This window comes from Candidatus Poriferisodalis sp. (assembly GCF_965262965.1).
Taxonomy (GTDB): domain Bacteria; phylum Actinomycetota; class Acidimicrobiia; order Acidimicrobiales; family Poriferisodalaceae; genus Poriferisodalis.
Genome location: NZ_OZ253573.1, coordinates 1,423,103 through 1,442,955 on the forward strand (window position 1 = coordinate 1,423,103; position 19,853 = coordinate 1,442,955).

The 19,853-nt window shown below is 66.9% G+C and carries 16 protein-coding genes, 1 other RNA gene, 1 pseudogene and 1 other annotated feature; of the genes and pseudogenes, 10 read left to right on the top strand and 8 right to left on the bottom strand.

Annotation, left to right across the window (positions count from 1 at the left end):
• Positions 1 to 423: 423 nt before the first annotated feature.
• Positions 424 to 1,683 (bottom strand): annotated as a pseudogene (locus ACQY5K_RS06800) (IS3 family transposase).
• Positions 1,267 to 1,381: a sequence feature (AL1L pseudoknot), on the bottom strand. It overlaps the preceding pseudogene by 115 nt.
• Between ACQY5K_RS06800 and ACQY5K_RS06805 the strand changes: the two are divergent.
• From ACQY5K_RS06805 to ACQY5K_RS06820, 4 genes are all read left to right on the top strand, one after another.
• Positions 1,682 to 1,873: a hypothetical protein gene (locus ACQY5K_RS06805; RefSeq protein ID WP_428121311.1), complete on the top strand. Its 192-nt coding sequence runs from the start codon at positions 1,682 to 1,684 to the stop codon at positions 1,871 to 1,873. The pseudogene ACQY5K_RS06800 and the gene ACQY5K_RS06805 overlap by 2 nt on opposite strands.
• A 617-nt stretch (positions 1,874 to 2,490) precedes the next feature.
• A complete protein-coding gene (locus ACQY5K_RS06810; protein WP_428122595.1) occupies positions 2,491 to 3,141 on the top strand; it encodes an MT-A70 family methyltransferase in 651 nt (216 codons plus the stop codon).
• 286 nt (positions 3,142 to 3,427) lie between these two features.
• Positions 3,428 to 3,757, top strand: coding sequence for a helix-turn-helix domain-containing protein (locus tag ACQY5K_RS06815; RefSeq protein ID WP_428121314.1), 330 nt, complete (start codon positions 3,428 to 3,430; stop codon positions 3,755 to 3,757).
• A 51-nt stretch (positions 3,758 to 3,808) separates the two neighbouring features.
• Positions 3,809 to 6,229, top strand: coding sequence for a transposase (locus ACQY5K_RS06820; protein WP_428122597.1), 2,421 nt, complete (start codon positions 3,809 to 3,811; stop codon positions 6,227 to 6,229).
• Positions 6,230 to 6,361: 132 nt separating this feature from the next.
• On the opposite strand, the gene ACQY5K_RS06825 is transcribed toward ACQY5K_RS06820, so the two are convergent.
• The 3 genes from ACQY5K_RS06825 to ACQY5K_RS06835 form a co-directional block, all read right to left on the bottom strand.
• The gene (locus ACQY5K_RS06825; protein WP_428121316.1) at positions 6,362 to 7,648 is read right to left on the bottom strand and encodes an IS1380 family transposase; all 1,287 of its coding nucleotides are present in this window, start codon (positions 7,646 to 7,648) and stop codon (positions 6,362 to 6,364) included.
• 127 nt (positions 7,649 to 7,775) lie between these two features.
• Complete coding sequence (locus ACQY5K_RS06830) at positions 7,776 to 8,432, bottom strand: BglII/BstYI family type II restriction endonuclease (protein WP_428121318.1); 657 nt, start codon at positions 8,430 to 8,432, stop codon at positions 7,776 to 7,778.
• Between the two features lie 11 nt (positions 8,433 to 8,443).
• On the bottom strand, positions 8,444 to 9,319 hold the full coding sequence (locus tag ACQY5K_RS06835) for an MBL fold metallo-hydrolase (RefSeq protein WP_428121321.1): 876 nt from the start codon (positions 9,317 to 9,319) through the stop codon (positions 8,444 to 8,446).
• Between the two features lie 140 nt (positions 9,320 to 9,459).
• Between ACQY5K_RS06835 and ACQY5K_RS06840 the strand changes: the two genes are divergently transcribed.
• Complete coding sequence (locus ACQY5K_RS06840; RefSeq protein ID WP_428121323.1) at positions 9,460 to 9,939, top strand: PGPGW domain-containing protein; 480 nt, start codon at positions 9,460 to 9,462, stop codon at positions 9,937 to 9,939.
• Between the two features lie 16 nt (positions 9,940 to 9,955).
• Here ACQY5K_RS06840 and ACQY5K_RS06845 read toward each other — a convergent pair whose 3' ends face one another.
• Entirely contained in the window at positions 9,956 to 11,605 is a 1,650-nt protein-coding gene (locus ACQY5K_RS06845; RefSeq protein WP_428121325.1) for a fumarate hydratase, read from the bottom strand.
• Between the two features lie 110 nt (positions 11,606 to 11,715).
• Here ACQY5K_RS06845 and ACQY5K_RS06850 point away from each other — a divergent pair, with 110 nt between their 5' ends.
• From ACQY5K_RS06850 to ACQY5K_RS06860, 3 genes are all read left to right on the top strand, one after another.
• Positions 11,716 to 12,105, top strand: coding sequence for a VOC family protein (locus ACQY5K_RS06850; protein ID WP_428121327.1), 390 nt, complete (start codon positions 11,716 to 11,718; stop codon positions 12,103 to 12,105).
• A gap of 39 nt (positions 12,106 to 12,144) precedes the next feature.
• The gene (locus ACQY5K_RS06855) at positions 12,145 to 13,560 is read left to right on the top strand and encodes a replication-associated recombination protein A (protein ID WP_428121329.1); all 1,416 of its coding nucleotides are present in this window, start codon (positions 12,145 to 12,147) and stop codon (positions 13,558 to 13,560) included.
• Positions 13,561 to 13,716: 156 nt separating this feature from the next.
• Positions 13,717 to 14,895: a phytanoyl-CoA dioxygenase family protein gene (locus ACQY5K_RS06860; RefSeq protein ID WP_428121331.1), complete on the top strand. Its 1,179-nt coding sequence runs from the start codon at positions 13,717 to 13,719 to the stop codon at positions 14,893 to 14,895.
• A 56-nt stretch (positions 14,896 to 14,951) separates the two neighbouring features.
• Here ACQY5K_RS06860 and ACQY5K_RS06865 read toward each other — a convergent pair whose 3' ends face one another.
• Complete coding sequence (locus tag ACQY5K_RS06865; RefSeq protein ID WP_428121334.1) at positions 14,952 to 16,001, bottom strand: ABC transporter ATP-binding protein; 1,050 nt, start codon at positions 15,999 to 16,001, stop codon at positions 14,952 to 14,954.
• Positions 16,002 to 16,146: 145 nt separating this feature from the next.
• Between ACQY5K_RS06865 and ACQY5K_RS06870 the strand changes: the two genes are divergently transcribed.
• The gene (locus ACQY5K_RS06870) at positions 16,147 to 16,911 is read left to right on the top strand and encodes an SDR family NAD(P)-dependent oxidoreductase (protein ID WP_428121336.1); all 765 of its coding nucleotides are present in this window, start codon (positions 16,147 to 16,149) and stop codon (positions 16,909 to 16,911) included.
• 27 nt (positions 16,912 to 16,938) lie between these two features.
• On the opposite strand, the gene ACQY5K_RS06875 is transcribed toward ACQY5K_RS06870, so the two are convergent.
• On the bottom strand, positions 16,939 to 17,835 hold the full coding sequence (locus ACQY5K_RS06875; protein ID WP_428121338.1) for a 50S ribosomal protein L11 methyltransferase: 897 nt from the start codon (positions 17,833 to 17,835) through the stop codon (positions 16,939 to 16,941).
• A 113-nt stretch (positions 17,836 to 17,948) separates the two neighbouring features.
• Here ACQY5K_RS06875 and ssrA point away from each other — a divergent pair.
• Positions 17,949 to 18,311: a transfer-messenger RNA gene (gene ssrA / locus ACQY5K_RS06880) on the top strand.
• A gap of 106 nt (positions 18,312 to 18,417) precedes the next feature.
• Here ssrA and ACQY5K_RS06885 read toward each other — a convergent pair.
• Positions 18,418 to 19,554: a Fic family protein gene (locus tag ACQY5K_RS06885; RefSeq protein ID WP_428121340.1), complete on the bottom strand. Its 1,137-nt coding sequence runs from the start codon at positions 19,552 to 19,554 to the stop codon at positions 18,418 to 18,420.
• Between the last annotated feature and the right edge of the window lie 299 nt (positions 19,555 to 19,853).

Sequence of the window (19,853 nt, forward strand, 5' to 3'; positions counted from 1 at the left end):
CGCCGATGAACTGATGTCAACAATCCGGCTCTACGCAACCAAGCTGGGACGTCGGGTTCTGATTGGTGTGACGGGTTGAGTTTGGCATGGTCTGCGGCCGGCGCCGAGCAGGATGCGCAGCCGGTAGTTGCGGAGGTTGCGGAAGCCTCGTGCTGTGTTGCGTCTGGCTTTGCCGCGGAAGGTTGGTTGAGAATTGAACCGAGTCTGGTTGTGTTCTCGCTGACGCGTGAAGGAGCAGCAGATGACGATCAGCGAGGGTCGGCGTCGGCCTGGGCGACCCGGGCCACTGGCACAACACCCAACAGCGGCCCCGGCAGCAAAAGCGCCGCGGCGCTCAGGTCGCGGACCTCACCGACCTCGCGGACCTGTCAGGCTGGCCGGACCGCACCCGGCTGATTGAACCGCTCTGGCTTTGTTGGAGACTCATTGGTTTGGTTTTCCAGCCCCGGCTGGGGTGGTCTTGTGGGCAGCGTAGAACGCTGCTTCGAATTCTGCGGGCGGGGTGTCGTTGCAGTGGCCGTGGAGCCGTTGCTGGTTGAACCAGTGCACCCAGCCCAGGGTGGCGAGTTCGAGCTGGTCGACGTCGTGCCAGCCGTGTGTGTCGGGCCCGTAGGCGCATTCGGCCTTGTAGAGACCGTTGGTCGTCTCGGCCAAGGCGTTGTCATAGGAATCGGCGACGGTGCCGATGCTGGGGCGGGCGCCGATCTCGTCGAGGCGTTCGGTGAATCGCAGCGACGTGAATTGCGATCCCGCGTCGGAGTGGGCCACGAGCCCGACCAGGCGGCGGTTGCCGCGTGAGCGGCGGGCCGTCTCCAATGCGTCGAGGACCATCTCGGTGCGCATGTGCGAAGCGACGCGCCAGCCCACGATGCGGCGGGAGAACGCGTCCACGATGAAGCACACATAGGCCATGCCTGCCCGGGTCGCGACATAGGTGAGATCGGTCACCCACAACGCGTCGGGCCGATCCGCGGTGAAGTCGCGGTTGACCAGGTCGGGAGCGCGAACCGCGTCAGGATCCTGACGCGTGGTGAACATCTTGCGCCGCCGGCTGACGCCGCGTACGCCCAGCTCACGCATCAGCCGGGCAACCTGGTCCCGGCCGATCTCGTGACCCGCGCGCCGGGCGGCCTTCCACAGCTTGCGTGCCCCGTAGACCTTGCGGTTCGCGACCCACAACGCCAACAAGATCGGCATCCACACCGCGTCGCGCACCGCCCGCGCGGACGGCTCGCGCTCGCGGCGCTTGGCCGCGTAGTACGTGCTCGGGGCCACCCCCAGCGCAGTGCAGATGGGCTCGACCCCGAGCTCGCCACGATGAGCGTCGACGAACGACACCGTCACCTCTGTGGGCGGTCGAGCCCCTTACGCGAAAAAAGCCGACGCCTTGCGCAAGATCTCGTTCGCCCGACGCAGCTCCCGGTTCTCGGCCTCCAGCGCCTTGATCCGCTCAGCCTGCTCGCTGTTCACACCAGGGCGCAACCCAGCATCGATCTCGGCTTGGCGCACCCACGACCGCAGCGACTCCACCCCGATCCCCAACTGGGCCGCGACCCGCTTCACCGTCCCGTGATCGGTGCCCAGCTCCTTGCGGAGCTGACGCACAGCACGCACAGCACGCTCCTTTTCCGCCTCGCTGTACCGACGCGTCGTCGGCTTCCCAGGCGACATCTCATGTGGCATGACTCCATCCTCGTATCCAAGATCAGGAGCCTTCAACCAACCCAGGGCGATTCAGATCGTGCGCCGCGAGCCGCGTCACCCCGGAGCGCAGCGCAGCCTGTTCCCAAGCGAGAACTTCCGATACTGGGTATTCCTGACCGACCAGCACCCCGGCGCCAAAGCGCTCCTCGCCATCGCCCACCCCCGCTGAACACCGCGGCCGACCCGTCCCGCTCCACGCCCGCCCCCGGCGGGACAGCCCCGCCACGCCCGCACACCCACCCGACGCCGCCTGAACACCACAACCGGGGCCTGCCCCACAGCCCCGCCGCCACCCCGACAGACCCACACCATCAAACCGGGCGACTCAACACAGCCAAAATACGACCAACAGAACTCTCATGAATAATCAGGGCTAGTGCTCCAAAACCAACCTGTGACATGTTCAGGTACTTGTCTCGTGGAGTCCGTGCACCCGAAGTTGCCACCTGCTACAGCGGCGGTGCGGGGAGTATTGGTAGTACGTCTGTGCGGTCGAAGGTAGCTCGAACGGATGTACAGAGAGCTTTGACGTCGCCCCCGTTACGACGCCGGACGCTCGGCCAGCGTCGCCGCTGACGCCGTCGAGCTACCGCGTCTCGGGGGTCGAGACCGGCGTCTGCCAAAATTGCCACCCATTGCCCGGACAGCTCTGATAAGAGAGAGCATCGAATGGGTAGGAAGCAACGCATGGACTCTTGGCATGGGCGTTGCGCATCTCTCAGACTGTCGGAGGAGGAGTTCGTGACGTTGGTTGCGGAGAATCTGGAACCGCTCGAATCTCTTGAGATGCAGCTAGCGGGTCTCGGCGGGACCCCGTTCGGCACTGTGCTTGCCGACCCACCGTGGCGATTCCAGAATCGCACAGGCAAGGTTGCGCCTGAGCACAAGCGGCTGTCGCGCTACGACACAATGGAGTGGGAGGACATCGCGGCACTCGGAGTCGGCAACCTCATGGCGGAGCAGTCGCATTGCTACCTGTGGGTGCCGAACGCGCTACTGCAGGAGGGCTTGGCGACACTGGACGCTTGGGGCTTCACATACAAGGCGATGCTGGTGTGGGCGAAGCGTCGCAAGGACGGCGGGCCTGACGGGCGAGGCGTCGGCTTCTACTTCCGCAACACCACCGAGCCCATCCTGTTCGGCGTGCGAGGCAGGCTGCGAACGCTGCCGCCGGCGCGGCGCCAAGTGAACATCATCGAGTCGCGCAAGCGGGAGCACTCACGCAAACCTGACGAGCAGTACGGAGTGATCGAGTCTTGCTCCCCCGGTCCTTACTTAGAGCTGTTCGCTCGATACCCGCGCCCGGGCTGGTCCGCTTGGGGTGATGAAGCCTCCCCCACCACGACGCCACGTGGCCGCGTCCACCCCGGATATCGACCCCCGGGCCAAGTACAGCCGCTGGTTCCCAACCAGGAGCAACTGCTCCTCGCAGATTGAGCGATCAACCTCGCTGTCCTAAGTCAAGTCGCGCCGTTGCGCCACTCGCCTCGCGCTGCCGCCTAGGAGGGTGGTCGGCAATTGGGGTGTGGTGTGTGTTGTTTGTTGAGCGTGCGCGGTTGTCTGGTCGGTGGTTCGGGGTGGGTTAGGCGCGGGTGTTCTGCGTGATGATGCCCAGGCACATCGTCGGTCGGGTGGGTTGCGTCTGACTTCGCGCGACAGGTTCTGAGTTTTTTCAAGCAGCGTCGGGCGGGGTTTGCGGTCTCAGGGCAGGAGGCTGCGGCTGATGGGCTCGCAGGAAAGAAAATCGAAGACGCTGTTGACAGCAGAGCAGAAGTACGACTTGTGGGTGCGGATGCTCGCCGGGCAGGTCACCCAGGCCCAGGCGGCCGCGGAGGCGGGCGTGGACCGGTCGGTGATCAGCGGGCTGCGCGCTGTTGCACGCGACGGCGCGATTGCGGCTTTGGGTTCCTCGAGGCCGGGCCGGCCTCGGCGATCGCGTGCCGAGGCGACCGAGGCGGCGGCTTTGCGCGCGGAGGTGGAGCGGCTCGGCCGCACGGTGGTCGAGCAGGCAGTCGAGCTGGCGGTGCTGCGGGGAAAAACGGGTTGGGGATGAGCGGTCCTGTCCCCGCCCGCGTCGGCGGGCTGGACGCTGGGCCGGGTGTGCATGGTGCTGGGCCTCGATCGGCGCAGGGCGTGGCGCTGGGCGCAGCGCCGCGCCGAGGGGGCACTCGACGACGCCCGCCCCGGCGGGCGGCCTGTGCATGGGCTGCTGGGCTGGGAACGCGACGAGATCGTGGCGCTGTTCGCCGAATGGGGCGACACCGACCGGTCCCATCGCAAGCTCGCCCACCGCGGCTCGTATCTGGGCCGGGTGTGGGTGTCGCCTTCGAGCGTGGACCGCGTTCTCGCAGGCCACGGCCTCGCCCTGGCGGGCACGCCGCGCCCGAAGCGAGCAGCGCGCACGCCGTGGCCGGCGTGGTGCGAGTGGCGGCCCAACCAGCTGTGGTGCTGGGACGGCACCCAGTTCCCCGCATGCAAATCGGCCAAGCACGCCTACGCGATCGTCGATGTCGTGTCCCGCAAATGGATCGCCACCCACCTCACCCCAGCACCGGACTCGGTCGCCGCCAGAGTCCTGTTCGCCGAAGCGCTCCACAACGAAGGACTCCTCACCGCAGAGCTCGCCGCCCGCCTGGCGGACCCCGACGCCGAACCGCCCCGCAGCGACGACATCCCGCTGCTGCTCGCCGTGTCCGACAACGGCCCCGAGATGCGCGCCGGCGACACCGCCCGATTCATGGCCCTCTGCTCGATCGCCCAGCACTTCGGGAGGCCCTCCACGCCCACCGACCAAGCCTGGATCGAGTCCCTGTTCGCACACGTCAAGACCGAGCACCCCCACCTCGAAACGCTCACCGACCCCGCCGACCTCGCCCGAGAGCTCGAACGCGTCCGCAGCCACCACAACACCATGCGGCTGCACGAAGCCATCGGATACGTCACCCCCCACGACGAGCACACCGGCAACGGCGACCAGATCCGCGCAGCACGCCGAGCCGGACTCCAACGAGCCGACGCCCAACGACGCTCCTGGCACCGAAACCGACCACTGCCATGTTGTGCGTCTGACTTTGCCGCGGAGGGTCCACCGAGGAATGAACCAAGTCTGATCGTGTTCTCGCTGACGCGTGAAGGAGCATCAGATGACTGTCAGCGAGGGTCGGCGTCGACCGAAGAAGCTGTCCGCGGAGACGAAGTGGGAGATCTACTTGCAGGTCGCGGGCGGAGAGATCACCCAGGCCGACGCCGCCCGGAAGTGGGGGGTCGATGTGTCGACGATCATCTCCATCCGCCGGACGGTGAAGGACGCGGCGCTGGCTGCGCTGGCCCGCAAACCGGGTCGCCCGGCCACCGAACGGAACTGGGAGCTCGAAGCGGCCCGGGCAGAGATCGGTCAGCTCACCGAGGCGATCAAGGTCCAAGCGATCGAGTTGGCCATTGTCCGGGGAAAATCCGGCTGGGACTGAACGGACCGGTCCCGGCGAGAGTCCCCGCCGAGGCCAAAGAGCTGGTCCTCAACACCGTCGACGACGCCGTTGCCGCCGGGTTCTGGCACACATGGGCCACCGGTGTGTGGCAGGTCTCCGACGACCGGGTGCACCGCTGGCGGGCCCGCCGACGCGAGCTGGGCACGCTCAGCGACCTCGCCCCGGGCGGCGCGCCGGTGCATGCGGTGCTGGCCGACGAAGTCGCGGAGGTCCTCGCTGTCGCTGAAGAGTGGGGACCGGTCGACCGGTCGCACCGCAAGCTCGCCCACCGCGGTTCCTATGTGGGCCGGGTGTGGGTGGCCCCCTCGACGTTTCGGCGCGTTCTGGCTGCCCACGGGCTTGTGCTGCCCGAACAGCCGCCGACACCACGGCGGCCCAAGACGCCGTGGCCCCACTGGCTGGTCTGGGAACCGAACAGGATCTGGATCTGGGACGTCACCCACTTCGGGCGGGCCCGGCGCTGCGTGTTCGCCATCGTCGACATGGTCTCCCGCTACTGGATCACCACCCTGGTCTCGACCGAGGAGACCTCCACCCAAGTGCGCGTCATCTTCGACCAGGCGCTGCTAGCCCAAGATCTCGACGAGCTGCTCACCGACGACCGCCTCGATCTCGACATCGACGACCCCGACCGGCCGATCCTGCTCGCCGTGTCCGACAACGGCCCGGCCATGACCAGCCACGACACCCGCGCCTACATGGCGATGATGGCCATCGCCCAACACCACGGCCGACCCCACACCCCCACCGACCAAGCCTGGATCGAGAGTTTCTTCGGGCACATCAAGCACGAATGGCCCCACCTCGACGAGATCACCGACCCGGCGTTGCTCGACACAGAGCTGGCACGCATCCGGATCGACTACAACGAAGTCCGGCTGCACGAAGCGCTCGGCTACGTCACCCCCGACGACGAACACCACCAACGAGGAGAACCGATCCGCGAGGCCCGCCGGCAAGGCCTCCAACGAGCCCGCACACGACGGCTCGACCACAACCGCCGGACCACCACCAACAACCCCGAGAACACAGCATGACTTGGTTCATTTCTCAGCCGATCTCCGCGGAAGACTCAGACACACCTCAGCCATGACCAACCAACCACCACCGCCCACCCGCCGATGCGGCTTGAAAAAACCGGCGATCTGTCGCGAAGAGTCAGAAACACCTCATACCGGTGTGTGCCAGAGCTGCCAGCGGAGCTGTTTGGGTGCTGGGTTTGCGAGCGCGCCGGTGAGGCGCAGGGCTTGGAACCAGCTGACCAGTGCGAGGCTGATGACGCACAGAGCTGTCCAGGCTGCGTTGGCGGCCCAGGCGCGAAACGGCATCTTGTCGAGCCCGGAGTCCTTGAGCCTCGCGATGGTGTCTTCCACTTGGGCGTGGGCTCTCATGTCGGCGTCGAGGCGTGCGGGGTCGCCGGCGGCGTCGGTGAGGAACCCCCAGTAGCGCCAGTTGGGCGAGTCGAACAAGGTGCGCTGCGCGCCGGGGTGGCCCGGCTCGCGTCGCACGATCAGCCGTGTGCGCGCAGGCCAGTGCGACAAGTCGACCGCTTCGGTGAGCTCGGTGACCTGGGCGCGTGCGCGGCGGTGGGCCTGGGAGCGAGCGCGACGCGACTGGGGACCCCCGACGGCGGGCTGCCAGCGGTCGGGATCGGTGCGCGCAGCCGCGATAGCGGCGGTGATCTGGGTGTTGTGGCGTGCGGTCATGAAATACGTGATGTTGCGGTCCCTGCAGCCTTGGGCGATCAGCGCGGAGCACCCCGCGGAGTCGGTTCGCAGCCGCATCGGCTGTGCCGCTGCTGCGGGGTCGTCGCCGCGCCGGTGCCCTGCGGCAAACGCGTCGGGGAGCTGGCCGATCGAGCGGTCGAGCACTTCGAGATGATCCGCTATGTGGTTCGCGGCCGCGTTGCCCGCCCGCAGCTTGACCCACAGCGGCTCCCCGTCGCCGGTAGAGCACAGCATCGGACCGAACCCGTAGCCGCCCTTGTAATGAGGCGCCGCGCCGGCTTTGTTCTGCGAGTGGACCTCCACCAGCGTGGAATCGATGTCGAGCACCAACGGCCGTTCCCGATCGACGACCCGACCCGACCACGCCCGGGCGCGCACGGCCGCCGCGGCGTCCCACACCCCGTCGAGCCGGGCGTCGTCAATGCCCGTCAGCGTGCGATACGCCGTCGTTTGCGACGCGACCCGCCCGAACAGCGCCGGCTCGGCGCGCAGATGCTCGATATCGCTGCACGCGTCCCCGCCGCCGGCGAGCACCAGCGCCATCTGAGTCAGCACCGTGCCCCGATCATGAACCGGCGCTCGCTCGCCGCTATGCCCTACCGCCGCCGACAGCTCCCCGCCCAGCCCCAACGAGTCCGCGAAACCCCCCAGAACGAACAACCCGCCATACGACGCGACCTGCCCTCCGCCGCCTTCGAGACCCACATTTTCCACACTGCTAGCGTTCACCTCGGAGATGCCCTTCTTTTCTGCACAATGCGTGCTGCGACAACACGTATCGTTACAGGTCAGAAGGGCTTTTCCGCGGACGCGCACACCCACAACCACAACCCCGATGAAAAATCAGGGCTAGCGGTCAGTCGAGCGTGCGGGCGCAAATGGCTACAGCCAGCACAGGACAACCGCCGCCGTCTCCACGGGTCAGCCGAGGCACGAGCTTGTCGAGGTTCGTCGTCGTCGTAGTGTTGAACTTAGTGGTCTCAGGTTGCAGCGCGACCGCTATCTCACGCAGGTCATCCTGTGTACGCGTGACGATCACTCCGGCATCCAGGAAACCGGCCTCGTGCATCGCCCGATAGGTGCCGATGTCACGATCGAGGTTGCCGTCTTTCGCATTCCACTCGACGTCAAGCGCGATCCGGCCCTTCATTCCGTCGACGAGATATCCGCGGTTCGTCACGTTTGTCCGTTCCGTGGCGGACTTCCGCTCTCCGGCTGGTCGATAGGGCCGCCGCTCAGTGGTCAACGTGACCTCGGTGTCAAGTCGCGCTTCGCGCCAGCCGCGATCCTTGAAGTCATCCTCCAAGCGTCCCGTCAGTCCTGACTTGTTGCCTCCCGCAATCATCATCTCGGCGGCGGTCAGCCTGAACGCCGTCAGGACGTCAATGAGATCTTGCCACTCCGTCGGATTCGTGGCCTTGACAATCACCGCGGCATTTCGTACCTCGGCCCATTCGTATCGGCGCAAGAGCGCAGCCGGCACAACGCTGCCGTAGCTCTGAGTGAGATCCATGAGCCGCGCGTCTATGGGGCGAAGATCCAGGTGTTGGGCTTGTCGGCGGGCTCGATGTGGCCGGCTGTGCGACCGGCGAAGTGGGTGCCGATGACGAGACGGCCGTCGGCCCAGCGCGGGTAGGCGTCGAGGCGGGTTCTCGTCGAGGTGCCGTCGCGGCTGTAGTCGGCGGTCGAGGCGAGGTCGGGGTGAGCGAACTGGAGGGGGTGGTGGGTCATGTCGCCGGTGATCGTGGCTGTCTGGCCTGCCGATTCGATGATCACGCTGACGTGGCCCGGTGTGTGCCCCGGCGTCGACTCCAGCCACACCTCATCGTTGATGCGCTGATCGGGCGCGACGAGATCGGCGAGCCCGGCGTCCATCACAGGCTGCACCGAGTCCTCGAACACTGGCCCGTAGTCCTGAGGCTCGGTCCGCCAGTAGTCGTACTCGGTCTGCACGAACAGGTAGCGGGCATTGCGAAACGTCGGCACCCACTTGCCGTCGACGAGCCGAGTGTTCCAGCCGACATGATCCACATGCAGGTGCGTGCACACGACGACGTCTATCGACTCGGGCGTGAAGCCGGCCGCTTCGAGATCGGCCAGGAACGGCGTCGAGAGCTGCTCGAACGGCGGTGCCCCGGGGCGTGACTTGTCGTTGCCGACGCAGGTGTCCACCATGATCCGCATGCCCGCCGATTCGATGACCAGCGCATGCATGGACAGCCGCATGCGGCCGTCATCGGTGACGAAGTCGGGTCGCAGCCAGTCGTAGTTGTCGATCACTTCGTCGGCGCCCGGCAGCAGAATGCTGAACGGCCAATGCACTTCGAGCTCTGTAATGCGGGTGATTTGGGCGTCGCCCACGGTCCAGCTGATCGGGGCAGATTTGTCAACGGTCGGCATCGCCGCATCTCCTCGTCGGGTCCGCGCAGGGTTTCGCGGGTCGGCACGCCACACTATTGCGGCACGTGGCCCTGCCGCCGGGGACGAGCGGGCCAACTCACAGCCGAGCCGAACGTCGATGAGCGCCGACAGCCACCACCATGGACGACACGACCACGCAGCACTCCGACGCCGGCGATGCAGGCTCCGGCGATGCCGCCAAGCACGAGCACACGCTCGATCGCGGCGAGCGGTTCCGCGCGGCGGCCATCGCGGCCGAGCTCGAAACGGGCGAGCGGGAACCCACCCGCCGCGGAGCCTGGCGTCAGTCGATCTTCCGCATGGTGCGCATGGGCATCGGGCTGGGCGTTGTGGTGCTCGGCATCATCATGATGCCGCTGCCCGGTCCCGGAATGCTGGTGGTCGCGGTGGGCCTGGCAATCTTGGCCCGGGACGTCGCGTGGGCCGATCGCCTGCTTCGGAAGGTGCGTGAGCGGCTGCCGTCAGATGCCGGCGGCAGGCTCCCCCGTTCCACCATCATCACGATGGTCGTGATCGCTGCCGCGGGTATTGCCGTATCGATCGCGTTCGCGGTCGGCGATGTGAATCCGATCGACTACGTGCTGTTCTGGCGGAACTGACTGAACCTGCCGGAGATCAGCTGATGTGTACCGGGGTGGAGACTTCGCTGTAGAAGTCGTTGCCCTTGTCGTCGACCACGATGAAAGCCGGGAAGTCCTCGACCTCGATCTTCCAGATGGCTTCCATGCCCAACTCGGGGTACTCGAGCACTTCGACCTTGCGGATCGAGTCCTTGGCCAGCCGGGCTGCGGGGCCGCCGATCGAGCCGAGGTAGAAGCCGCCGTAGCGCGCGCAGGCCTCGACAACTTGGCGCGAGCGGTTGCCCTTGGCCAGCATGACCAGGCTGCCGCCCGCGGCCTGGAACTGCTCGACGTACGGGTCCATGCGGCCTGCGGTGGTGGGGCCGAATGACCCCGAGGCATAGCCCTCGGGCGTCTTGGCCGGTCCCGCGTAGTACACCGGGAGGTCGCGCATGTAGCCGGGCATGCCGTCGCCTGCGTCGAGTTGCTCCTTGAGCTTGGCGTGGGCGATGTCGCGGGCCACCACGAGCGTGCCGCTCAGCGACAGCCGCGTCTTGACGGGGTGGGCGCTGAGCTGGGCCCGAATGGCGTCCATCGGCTGGTCCAAATCGATGGGCACCACGTCGGAGGACAACTGCGTCTCTTCTGTCGCCGGCAGGAAGCGAGCCGGGTCGGTCTCGAGCTGCTCAAGGAAGATGCCGTCCGCAGTGATCTTGCCGAGCGCCTGACGGTCCGCCGAGCACGACACCGCGATGGCGACTGGGCAGCTCGCGCCGTGGCGCGGCAGGCGCACCACCCGCACGTCGTGGCAAAAGTACTTGCCGCCGAACTGCGCGCCGATCCCGAATTGCCGGGTGAGCTCGAGGATGCGCTGCTCCCATTCGAGGTCACGGAAACCGTGGCCTTCGGGGCCGCCCACTGTGGGCAAGGTGTCGAGGTACTTAGCCGACGCGTACTTGGCGACCTTGACGGCAAACTCGGCCGACGTGCCGCCAATGACCACGGCGAGGTGATACGGCGGGCAAGCCGACGTGCCCAGCGTGCGCAGCTTTTCATCGAGGAAACGCATGAGGCTGACAGGGTTCAGCAGTGCCTTGGTCTCCTGAAACAGGAAGCTCTTGTTGGCCGAGCCGCCGCCCTTGGCCATGAACACGAGCTTGTATTCCTCGCCCGGCGCGGCGTAGATCTCGATTTGCGCGGGCAGGTTGTTGCCCGTGTTGCGCTCGGTGAACATGTCGAGCGGCGCGAGCTGCGAGTACCGCAGGTTCGAGGTGAGATACGTGTCCGCCACGCCTTGCGAAATCGCCGCATCGTCGTCGAAGTCGGGGTTTTCGGGCGTACCGGTCAGAACGCGTTCGCCTTTGTGCCCCCACACGATCGCGGTGCCCGTGTCCTGGCATCCGGGGAGCACGCCGCCGGCGGCGATGTTGGCGTTCTTCAGCAACTCAAGCGCCACGAAGCGGTCGTTGGCGGATGCCTCGGGATCGTCGAGTATCGCGGCGAGCGAGGCCAGGTGATCGGTGCGGAGAAGGTGCGCCATGTCCCGCATGGCCTCGGCTGTCAGCAGCCGCAGCGCCTCCGGCTCGACGTGCAAGAACCGGCGTCCTGCCGCGGTGATGGTCGAGACATGATCGGCGGAGATCTTCCGGTACGAGACGTCGGCCGGGCCCGTCGGCAATAGCTCAACGTGAGAGAACTCGCTCATGGCCTCATGCTACGGAACAGGCACCAATCCGCCGGAACGCAGCGGGCCCGCAGGTGCTTCGCGGCGGCGTTGTGCCGACGGATCTGTGACCAGGAGGCGACAATGGGGGCGTGGCAGGCATCGAGTCCATCAACGCGATCACACTTCGCACCGCCGACATGGCGGCGTCGGTTCCCTTCTACGAGGCGCTGGGCTTCGAGTTGAGCTACGGCGGACCCGACGCCCCGTTCAGCACGCTGCGCAGCGGACATTGCTTCGTCAATCTGATCCGGGTGTCCACGCCCGCAGAAGCAGAGACCGGCTGGGGCCGCGTGATCTTCCACGTCGACGACGTGGACGCGATCTACCAACGAGCGCTCGAGGCTGGCCTGGCTCCCCAAGCCGAGCCCCAAGATGCTCCGTGGGGCGAGCGCATGTTCCCGATCTCGGATCCCTCGGGACACGATCTGAGCATTGCGAAGAGAATCCGCGCCTACGAACTGGACCATCCAGCCGTCTGATCGACCGCGACATCACCGCCTGCCGCGTACCGTCGGGGTGTGAGCGACGGGCTGTTCGAGGCAGCGGGGGCTGAACGGTTGGCGCGTCAGGCTCCGCTGGCAGCCCGCCTTCGACCGCAGACGCTCGACGAGATCGTCGGCCAAGAGCACCTGCTCGCGCCCCGGCGTCCGTTGAGGGAGTTGGTCGAGGCCGATCGCCTCTCGTCGGTGATCCTGTGGGGTCCGCCGGGCACCGGCAAGACGACGCTGGCACGAGTGGTCGCGGCGACGACGGCGAAGACGTTCTGCGAGCTGTCTGCGGTGAGCGCCACCGTCAAGGATGTCCGGGAGATCATCGCCGGGGCCAAGCAGCGGTTGGGCGAGTACGGCACCGGAACGATCCTGTTCCTCGACGAGGTGCACCGGTTCAACAAGGCCCAGCAGGACGCCCTGCTGCCCGCGGTGGAGGACGGCCTGATCGTGCTGATCGGCGCAACCACCGAGAATCCGCACTTCGAGGTCAACCCGCCGCTGCTGTCGCGCTCGACGCTGTTCCGTCTCGAAGCACTCGACGACGCAGCGCTGCGGACGCTGATCGGCCGTGGGCTCGACGCCGAGAGCGCAACCGCCAACGACGACGCCATCGACCACATCGCAGCCCGCAGCGGCGGCGACGGCCGCCATGCGCTCACCAGCACCGAAGTCGCCGTGGCGCTCGCAACACGACGCTCGTCTGCCGGCGAAGCATCTGCCGCCGCCACTGCCGGCCGTACGGGAAGCACGAACAGAGCGAACGTCGAGTCCCGGGGTGGCAACGCCGAAACCGCGGCGCCGCATGTCACGCTGGCTGATGCTGAACACGCCGTCGATGCGAAGGCCGTGCGCTATGGCGCCGACGGCCACTACGACATCATCAGCGCTTTCATCAAGTCGCTGCGCGGCTCAGACCCCGACGCAGGCCTCTACTGGCTGGCCCGGATGCTCGACGCCGGCGAGGACCCCCGGTTCATCGCCCGCCGCATGATCATCCTGGCGTCCGAGGACATCGGCATGGCCGACAGCACAGCCCTGCTCGTGGCCGAAGCCGCCGCCCGCGCTATCGAGTACGTCGGGCTGCCCGAAGCACATCTGAACCTGGCTCACGCAGTAGTGCGCCTCGCCACTGCGCCCAAGTCGAACCGGGTGACCGTCGCGATCGGCCGTGCGATGGCAGATGCCCGCGCTGCGGGCACCGGCGAGGTGCCGACCCACCTGCGCGATGCGCACTACCGCGGCGCCGCATCGCTGGGTCACGGTGAGGGATACCAGTACCCCCACGACGACCCATCCGGCTGGGTGCCCCAGCAATACCGTCCCGACGAGGTGGCGGGCAACGTCTATTGGGAGCCCTCCGACCACGGCCGCGAACACGACCTGCGGACTGCTCGCGAAACCGACGGCGACGGCGACGGCGACGAGCAGCACGGCACTCAGTGAGCACCGTTGAGGCCGCGGTGGCGACTCGACGGCAGCCGACCTCGGCGCGCCCCCACGCCCCGGCTCAACCGGCAGGGGGGGCCGCGGGCCGTGGTTGAATGACAGTGACGGCGGAGGCGCGATGGCATGGCCCAGACCCTCGCGTGGGGGTGTGACATGAGTGCAGCTGCGGCAACGCTGGGACTCGCCGAGGTACCGATCGTCGGCTACGGCGAGGCCCAGGACGACATGGTCGCCTACCGCGCATCGGGCACCGAGCGGGCGATGCAACTCGGCAACCGGGGGCCGATCCGGTTCACCGACGACGGCCAGATGCACCCCCAGATCGCCGAGGCCTACTCGCGCTGCGGCTTCTATGTCTTCACAAACGTGCTCAGCCCCATTGAGCTCGCCGACATCGAAGCCGACGTCATCGACATGCTCGACCACTGCCCCACCGGCCCCGACGCCTCCACTGACCGCCATGGTCGGCCCGCGCTCGGCGCCGATCACCAGGGCCGTGCAGTGTCGTTCGTGCGACCGCTGTCGGATCCCTACGGCGGCACCGATGTCGCCCACGGCCGCCACCCGCACAAGATGTTCGAACCCGCTGTCCCAGATGGCGCCCCAGAGTGGGTGGTGCAGATCATCAGCGGTTCGCTGCAGTTCTCCGAGGCCTGCCTGCGGGTGTACGGCCATCCGGGCCTGCTGGGCGTCGCTGCGGCGCTGAACGGGCCCGACTTCACCCCATTCAATGAGGTGGTGTGGATCAAACAGCCCGGTCTGGGCGGTTCGGTCTCGTGGCACCAGGACGGCTGGACGCACTGGGATCATCCCGATCTCGACGAGGGCACGCACGGCTTCAATTTCATGGCCCAGCTATACGGCTGCGACGCGACGAACGGCCTGTGGGTGGTGCCCGGCTCACACGGCATGGGCAAGCTCGACATCACAGCCATGGCGCTCGCTGCGGGCTCGGACCGCCTGCCCGAGGCCGTGCCGATGCTGTGCAACCCCGGCGATGTGGCCATCACCAGCCGTCAGGCCATTCACGGCTCGTTCGCGAACACGTCCGAGCGACCCCGGGTCACCATCAACTTCGGCTTCCATCGGCGCCGCTCGGTGCTGGGCGTGCGCAGCGGCGGCGTCCACAACCCGATCTCGCTCTACGACGAGGCATACATCGCTGAGCGGTCCCGGGTGATCGGCTGGGCCATCGACGCTCGACACAAGCGATTCGGTGGTGAGACGCCCTTCGTCTATGCGCCCAACGTGGGCCGCGAGCATGAGTTCGTCTGGGACGACGCCGCCCGCGAAGCCATCAAGGACTACAACCTGAAGGACTTGGGTATCTAGCCCAGGCTGGCCGCAGCAGTGCGTTGCGGCAAATCCGGATCAGCCGTCGAGCGGGATCAGCCGTCAAGCGGAATAGCGGCGCTGGGCCCGATGCGCAGCGTCACGCTGGTACCGACGGCCGGGCCCGCCGGTGTAATGGCGTCCAACCTGGTCGTCGCCCCACCGACGTCCGCTTCGAGGCGTAGCTCGTAGCGATCGCCCCGGAAACGGCGCCGGGCCACGGCGGCCCGCAGCTGCACAACTCGGTCGTCGCCGGTTGCGGTTCCGGGATCATCTGCGGCGCCGACCTCGATGCGGTCGGCACGCAGGACGAAACCGTGGTCACGACCAGCGGCAGAGGCCAGCACCGGCGGCACCTCGGCGTCGAACACATTGGTGTGGCCCAAGAATCGGGCGACCTGCGACGTCTGGGGATCGGTCCAGACTTCGTCGGGGGTGCCAATGCGCAGCAGCTGTCCCCATGCCATAACCGCGATGCGGTCCGCCAAAGCGAAGGCCTCGTGATGGTCGTGGGTGACATGCACGGCTGTGACGCCCACCTGGTCGAGCACAGGGCGCAGCTCGTCGATGAGCCGTTCGCGCAGCAGTCGGTCCAGCGAGCCGAATGGCTCGTCGAGCAGCAGCACCCTCGGTTCGGGCGCGAGAGCCCGGGCCAGCGAGACCCGCTGGGCCTCACCGCCCGACAGCGTGGCCACATCGCGGCCTTCGAAACCGGACAAGCCGACCAGTTCAAGCACCTCGGCAACTCGCCGGCGCCGTTCGGCCACGGGCACCTTGGCCATGCGCAGCCCGAATGCCACGTTGCCCTCGACGTCGAAGTGCGGGAACAACACTTCGTCTTGGAACATCAGGCCGATGCCGCGCTGGTCAGGGCGCTGGCCGGTGAGGTCCCGGCCGTCGAGCTCGATCCGGCCGGCATCGAGCGGCTGCAGCCCGGCGGCAGCTCGCAGCAGGGTGGTCTTGCCGCAGCCCGACGGGCCGAGCAGCACCACCATCTCGCCGTCGCCGACTGCGAGGTCGACCCCGTCGAGCGCCAACGTGGTGTCGAAGCGCACGTGGGCGCCCGTTATGCGCAGTGTCCCGCCGCCGGTTCCTGTCGTCGCCACAGCCCTGACGCTACGCACTCATCAGGGGTTGCCGGGCCACAATTTCGACGGCCGTCCCGCCGACCGCGCCGGGTGAGTGAGCAGGCCCAGGCAGTCCTGGCGCAGACTGATGCGGCAACGGAGCGTGCCACGGAAGGATCAGGACATGGCGAATCGGCTGAGCGGACGGACGGCGTTGGTGACTGGGGCAAGCCGAGGCATCGGCGAGCACTGCGCCCGGGCTCTGGCAGCAGACGGGGCACGTGTCGCGCTGGCCGCACGAGCGACCGATGATCTCGAGCGGGTCGCAGCCGAGCTGCCGCACGATCCGGTGGTGATCCCCAGCGATCTCGGGGAAGTCAGCGCTGGCGCCGAGCTGGCCGCGGCGGCTGTCGAGGCGCTCGGCGGCGTCGACATCCTGGTGAACAACGCCGGCCGCGGCGAGCTGCGCGAACCGGGCGGCGACCAGGCCGTGCTGCAGCTCAACTACCTTGCGCCGCTCGAGCTCACCCGGTCGCTGGTCCGCCAGATGGGCGAGCGAGGACACGGCTCGGTCATCCATATGTCGTCGATCGCCGGCTCGGTCGGGGTGAGCGAGCTGGCCACCTACGGGGCGACGAAGGCTGCGCTCGATTCGCTGACCCGCTCGCAGGCGGCCACCTACGGCCGCTTCGGCATCCGGGTGAACGCCGTGGCGCCGGGACTCATCATCACCGACATGTGGGCGGCGGGCCGCGAAATCCCCGGTCTCGCCGACGGCCTCGAACGCCACATCGCCCTGGGCCGCTGGGGCGTGCCCGAAGAGATCGCCGACGTCGTCGCCTTCCTAGCCAGCGACAAGGCCCGCTACATCACCGGCCAGACCATCACCGTCGACGGCGGCTACCAAGGCGTCACCGCCTGGTCGAACTACCCAGCGCCAGCTTCGTAGCAGCGAAGGGCCGACCCGCTCCGATCTCTAGTGCAGCGCCGAGGCGGATCGACGGCCGGCCAGCGACACCCAGTCGTCAAGCCGAACAGGAGCGCCGAATTCGATGCCCTGATTTCGGTACGCCGCGGCCACCGTCGACGCCTGCGCAGCGGAGATGCCGCTCAGCGCAAGGTGGCCGCCAGGCGCGACGCGAGCCACGATGTCATGCGCAAGCGCCATCAGCAAGTCGGCGGTGATGTTGGCCACGACCAGGTCGAACGCCTCTAGTTCGGCCGCACCCGCTGGCGCAGTGCTGAATGTGGCCAGTTCGTTGACTCCGTTGCGGCGGGCATTGGCCTCGGCCACTGCGACGGCCGTGGGTTCGATGTCGATCCCCACAGCCTCGGAAGCGCCCAACCGAGCGGCGACCAGCGCCAGTACCCCGCTGCCGCAGCCGACATCGAGCACCCGTTCACCGCCCGCAATCTGTGCCGCCAGCCACTCGGCCAGCAGCCGCGTAGACGGATGCGTGCCGGCTCCGAATGCTCCGCCGGGATCGATCTCCACCACTGCCGGCGCACCAGCCTCGGTCCACGGGAAGCACACGGCCAATCGCTCCCCCACCGTCACCGGGCGGTTGCGATTGAGCCAGCCGACTGCGTGCGCTGCGTCGGGCGGTCCCAGCGTGGCCGCATGATCCTCGGCTCGCAGCAGCGCCACCACCTCGCGAGCGGTCTGATCGTCGGCCACTCGAACCCGGCTCACCCAGCGGCCCCGCGCCAGCCGCTCGTGTGACACCGCCAGCGCCACAGCCCCAAGCAGCGACGGCAAGCTGGGCGGCAGCCGAGCCTGATCCCCCGGCGCTGTGGAGTCGGCCAGCACCACGCACGCGCCGCCGACGCCGACATCGCCGCACGGCGAAGTGGGTCGGGGCCGCTCGCTCATCCCTGCATTGTCGCCACCAACCGGCGCCCGCGCCGCGTTCGGCCTGTCACACGCCGTCGGTAGGGTTGTATCTCGCCGAGGGAGCCCAACGAGTTCGGCTCCCGCAACCACCTGGGGGTGATCGGTTTCGACTTTGACGGTTGAAGTGAGAGAAGCGAGCCGTGGTCTCCGGATCCACGCTAAAGAGCCGGAAAACATACAAACGCCAACGTCGAACGCGACGATCTGGTGCTCGCAGCCTGAACTTAGGTTGTGAGTTCGGCCCGACTGCCCCTGTCCTGCGGGCGTCGGCGCCATCATCTGCAGGGCTTGCCCGCCACCCGTGCCGACGGGGTGACGGGGACACTCACAGACGGCTAAGGCGACTGCCAGGGTGTCGCTGCCCTCGGTCGCCCGACAATCGCACAGCGACTGCGCTCGGAGAAGACTCACCGAAACGTTGAAGGACGCGGGTTCGATTCCCGCCACCTCCACGCTGGGCTATGAGCGTCACGCCCGTGAGGGCCGCGGGACGCCGAACTCGCTCAACGGGTCGACGCCCAAGACGGTCAAGTCCGAGAAGCGGGCCGGCAACGCAAACGGTCAGTTTGACCAGATGTTGATGAGGTCGGTGGCGGCGTACCAGTTGCGGTTGCGTCCTACGCCTGGTGTCTGGGCTTGGACGGGTTCGAGGATGCCCTGGTCGGTGAGCGCTTGTATGGCGTTTCTTCCAGCGGCTCTGGTTATGTTCAGCAGCTTGCCTGCGTCGGGAGCGCTGAGGACTGGTTGGGCGATCAGCAGTGGCAGGAGGGAGTGCGCAGCGCTGTCGGAACGCAATTTGCTCAACTTGTCGTTCCACGAGTCGAGGATCTGGCGAGTTCTGTCAGCGAGCTGATTGGTGACCGCTGCGGCCTTTTGCACAACTTCGGCGAACCATCTGATCCACGGACCGGTGTTGCCTAGTTGGAAGTTGAGCAGCCCCGAGAGGTAGCCGCCAGTGTCTCGTGCTATGGCCACGCTGATCGGAACCGTTGAATGACGCGTCAAGTCTGCGCGCCGTAGGTTTCTGCTGACAAGTATCCGTCCGAGTCGGCCGTTGCCGTCGCCGAACGGGTGAATCGCTTCGAATTGGCCATGCAGGATCGCTGAGTGTGAGATTGGGTCCAAGTCGGTCGGTTCGTTCGCAAACCGGATGAGGTCGTCGATGAGTTCGGAGATTTCGTTCGGTGGCGGCGGAACATAAGCGGCGTCAAAAGGGTTGCTGCCTCCGACCCAGCCGACTCGGGGACGGAACACTCCGATCAGATCAGAATGCAGGTTGCTGTTGCGCATGAGGCGGGCATGCCACGAGTGCAGCCGGTTGACGCTGAGGGGCAGATGTGCGCTTTCCAAGGCAGTGTCGATCACAGCGAGGTTGTCTGCCACCCATCCTGCGGCGCCACCGGCGTCGGTGCGTTCGGCTAGCAGCACAGAGGTCAGCGGTTCTCGGAGGCCCTCGATGCCTGATGAGGCGATGCCTTCGTGCCGCAGCAGCAGCCGCGACAACGCTTCCCATGTGTTCGGCACCAGTTGGTCAGCGGTTCGCACCGCCGTGATTGCCTGTTCGGTGACACGGGCTTCTTTCGCGTTCAAGTCGAAAGAGCGCTCGCTCAGCTTCGCTGGTTTCCATGCGCGGACTGGTTTATCGTTCCATTCGCTGGTGACGACTGTGCCAGCTCCGCCGTCCTCAAATAAACTCATTTGGAAAGGATAGCACGTTAGTCTTTCCAAATGCCACTAATTTGGCAACGATAACGACTTAGTCTTTCCAAATACCCCCAATTTGGAAAGACTAACGACACCAGAAATCACGGCAACCGCAGATATCGGGGCTGTAGCGAGGTAGATCGTGCCTTATTGGCTTCGTGTGATCCCAGCCCTGGCGAGCAGTTCGGCTGGTACGCCCGCTTCTCGCCATGCGGCGTAGGCGATGCCTCTGCGGTTGCCGAAACCGGCGGCGAGTGCGTGAGGTGTTTCTGACTCTTCGCGACAGTTCGCCG

Coding starts and splice junctions, on each gene's coding strand:
- ACQY5K_RS06805 (WP_428121311.1), top strand. CDS start 1,682: ATGACTCCATCCTCGTATCCAAGATCAGGAGCCTTCAACCAACCCAGG.
- ACQY5K_RS06810 (WP_428122595.1), top strand. CDS start 2,491: ATGCAGCTAGCGGGTCTCGGCGGGACCCCGTTCGGCACTGTGCTTGCC.
- ACQY5K_RS06815 (WP_428121314.1), top strand. CDS start 3,428: ATGGGCTCGCAGGAAAGAAAATCGAAGACGCTGTTGACAGCAGAGCAG.
- ACQY5K_RS06820 (WP_428122597.1), top strand. CDS start 3,809: ATGGTGCTGGGCCTCGATCGGCGCAGGGCGTGGCGCTGGGCGCAGCGC.
- ACQY5K_RS06830 (WP_428121318.1), bottom strand. CDS start 8,432: ATGGATCTCACTCAGAGCTACGGCAGCGTTGTGCCGGCTGCGCTCTTG.
- ACQY5K_RS06835 (WP_428121321.1), bottom strand. CDS start 9,319: ATGCCGACCGTTGACAAATCTGCCCCGATCAGCTGGACCGTGGGCGAC.
- ACQY5K_RS06840 (WP_428121323.1), top strand. CDS start 9,460: ATGGACGACACGACCACGCAGCACTCCGACGCCGGCGATGCAGGCTCC.
- ACQY5K_RS06845 (WP_428121325.1), bottom strand. CDS start 11,605: ATGAGCGAGTTCTCTCACGTTGAGCTATTGCCGACGGGCCCGGCCGAC.
- ACQY5K_RS06860 (WP_428121331.1), top strand. CDS start 13,717: ATGAGTGCAGCTGCGGCAACGCTGGGACTCGCCGAGGTACCGATCGTC.
- ACQY5K_RS06870 (WP_428121336.1), top strand. CDS start 16,147: ATGGCGAATCGGCTGAGCGGACGGACGGCGTTGGTGACTGGGGCAAGC.
- ACQY5K_RS06875 (WP_428121338.1), bottom strand. CDS start 17,835: ATGAGCGAGCGGCCCCGACCCACTTCGCCGTGCGGCGATGTCGGCGTC.
- ACQY5K_RS06885 (WP_428121340.1), bottom strand. CDS start 19,554: ATGAGTTTATTTGAGGACGGCGGAGCTGGCACAGTCGTCACCAGCGAA.